Source organism: Thalassolituus sp. UBA3500, from assembly GCF_002377545.1.
Lineage (GTDB): Bacteria > Pseudomonadota > Gammaproteobacteria > Pseudomonadales > Oceanobacteraceae > Thalassolituus.
Map to the genome: position 1 here is coordinate 24,673 of NZ_DFQB01000039.1, position 2,886 is coordinate 27,558.

The window sequence follows — 2,886 nt, forward strand, 5'->3', positions numbered from 1 at the left end:
GGCGGGCGAGAACCGTTCCGCCGCCAGGCTGAGACATGACCTCGGCTTGCCATAGCTGGTCATTTACAGCCTCAATCGTTATTCGACTTTCATCCCAAATCACGTAGTTTCGATCATCACCCTTTCCTCCTCGACTATCGCCGTCCAAGTACATAAGGCCCGGAATCCCTACAGAGTTTAAAGCCAGGGAAACGTCCCTCGGTGTTTTGCCGATAATCCCCCTTCGCCCTGTGATTACCTCTGCGATAGTTGAGCCTTCAAGAGCCTCTCTTTTGGAGTGGTATGTATCGCCAAGGTAAGACCAATATTCTCCATCGTCCATGCTCACCGGTTCAGAGTTAATCGCTTCGGTTATGAATGGATCTTCAAGCGAAAGCAGCCTTTCCTTGATCTCATCGGGCTGCTTTGACAGAGGCAGGTCAAAGTCGATAAGTTCTGACTCTGCTGGTAAGTCAGCCTGAAACAAACTTCCAGAACTGGATAATCTTGGCATCTTCTTTTTCCATGACTCCAGAACCGCCTGCCTAGACACCAATAAATCGCGCAAATATTCGCCTGCCCTATCAATTTCCACGCTGCCATCAGCAATCGCAGCGGCAATATTATTGTTATTATCTTTAAGAACGCTGAATGCTTTTTTCTCGCTTCCCGTTGCCGGCCTGCCATCGACAGTAAGGCCAGATAAAGCATCACGGTAATACTCCGCCACCGAACGCTTACCAGCAAAATACAAACCCCAGCCATACGCTTGGGCACCCTCCCCCGTCCCTACCGCATCCAGACTAAAGCGATCAAAAATATGCGGCGTTCCGTGGTATGCAACCATCGGTAACGCACCGCTACCGCCTTTGCCATTATTGCCATGTGTTTGCAGGTGACGACGCCCTTTTTCAATAAGCGCCAGGGTATCGGTATCCGTCCAGTCGATATCAGGATTGAATTTGCGGATCAGGTCGCGCAGGGCAGCAATGACACGCTGTACTAGCCCCATCTTCTTACCTTTCTCGGCAAGGTGGGCAATGTACTCCAGAACAGCAATACGACGCTCATCTGGGTTGTCATAGTCAAATGCGTAGCGATCAATGTCTTTATTGATCACTGAATGTCCGGCGCGATAATAAATATCGTCCAGCATTTCCAGATAGGCTTTGCCGCCCAGCTTTTCGTTTTGCTTCAGGTAGTTGATAACGCCGCCATGGCCTACCACCTCATGCAGGAATACACGCTTGGCGTGATATTGGTCCCGGATGTTTCCAGCGACGATGTAGGTTTTGCCGGTCTTGATATCGTAGGCACCGTCAGCGCTGTCGAAGTATGCGCCAAGATCAATCTTGACGCGCCCGGGCAGATCCAGACTCGTTTCAACCACCTCAACTGAGTCCATACCTTCAGCCATATCCTCAAGCCAGCCGCGCACCTGCTTGGCAGTGCTTCGGGTCTGCACTCGGGATTTGCCGCTGAACTGGCTGGCCAGAGAGCGGATCTGCTCATTAACGTCGTCAGAGAGAGAAGCAAGTGGCGCCTCCGGCTTGTCAATCACAACAACTTTGGTATTTACGCCGGTAGGATTCAGAGACGACTTAAACGCACCCTCTGGCAACGCCTGCTCTTCTGCTCCAACTTCATCGAGAAACGCACGGAAATCTTTGTTCTTCTTGTTTGATCGGTCGCCGGTCATGCCAGATACAATCGCCACCAACCGTCCGCCCGGCTTCAGAAACTGATAGGCGTGCACCACATGATCAATGTCCTGATCTTTGCTGAACGGGGGGTTCATAAGCACACGGTCGTACTTCTGCTCTGGCGCCAGCTCAAGGAAATCGTCACCAATAACATTGTGACCCTTCTCTTCCAGAATCTCTCGAAGCTGGCCAGCGAGCTCTACAGTATCCACCTCGGCACCAGACGCTTTAGCCTCATCTGCAAGGAGGCCATTACCCGCCGAAGGCTCAAGCACCGTCATGCCATCTTCGATATTGGCCAGGCTGGCAATTTCACTTGCTGTTGATTCTGGAGTCGGGAAGAAGTCATTAAACGCCTTTCTGTTACCCAGCACCGTGCGTTGAAGTGCATCCTCAAGGTCCGCCAGCTTGGTCTTGCGCTTAGGTCCCTCGACCTTTGCTTTCAGCTTGATGAATTCAGCGAGCACAGCGCGAAGCGTAGGTAGGTTTTCAATCCCCATGCGCTCCAATCGCTTGCGGCTCATAGCGACATCGTAGTGAGTCGTGTACTTATCGCCGTGCGCGGTGGTGAACTCGAGTATTTTTTCTCTGACCCGGGTAGGAATAACAACCGGCTTACCATCTTTCGATGATCTGGCCTGGGCCCTCAAGGCATTTGCCGCCTGTTTAAATCCTTTGACCACCTCCATTTTTTGAGCAAGATCTTTTGCTGAATCCGGGTAGTAAGTCTGCAGAGGCAGCTTGGCAAACTGCACCTTCTGCTCTGGTGTGACCCCCTCATTCCAGCTTCGTCGACTCATTCGGTCATGCTGAAATAATTCTGGATCAGCATCATAAATCAGACGGTTCGCCAATCCATTAAGCAGCTCTACCTGAACCTTTTGGTTCGCATTTTTCAAAAGTGGGTAGTCGCCGTCGGCAATCTCCGCCATCACTTTGGCAAGTGTCTTCTGAGTTTCTGCGCGTGCGCGAGCGCCAGCGGCCATGTCGGCTCGACGCAGAGTGTTTGTCTTGCGATCAGCGTTCAGGCTTTCGTCAGCATCCGTTTCAAGTCGTTCGGCAATATCGCGCATTCGGTCAGAAGCACGCTCAAGTTTCTGCTGCCTACGCTCTTCGGCTCTTTCTGACAAATCAGCGTCTTCGCCTTGCATCCAGCTCTTAAACTGGCTGGCCTGCTCAAGAGTTGGGAAGTAAAAGTTGCCGC

Annotated in this window: 1 protein-coding gene; it reads right to left on the reverse strand. The window is 51.7% G+C overall.

Going from position 1 to position 2,886, the window contains the following annotated elements:
* Positions 1–2,886, reverse strand: a 2,886-nt coding sequence (locus tag B2R29_RS09805) for a methyltransferase (RefSeq protein WP_301180967.1), incomplete at both ends; no start/stop codon positions are given.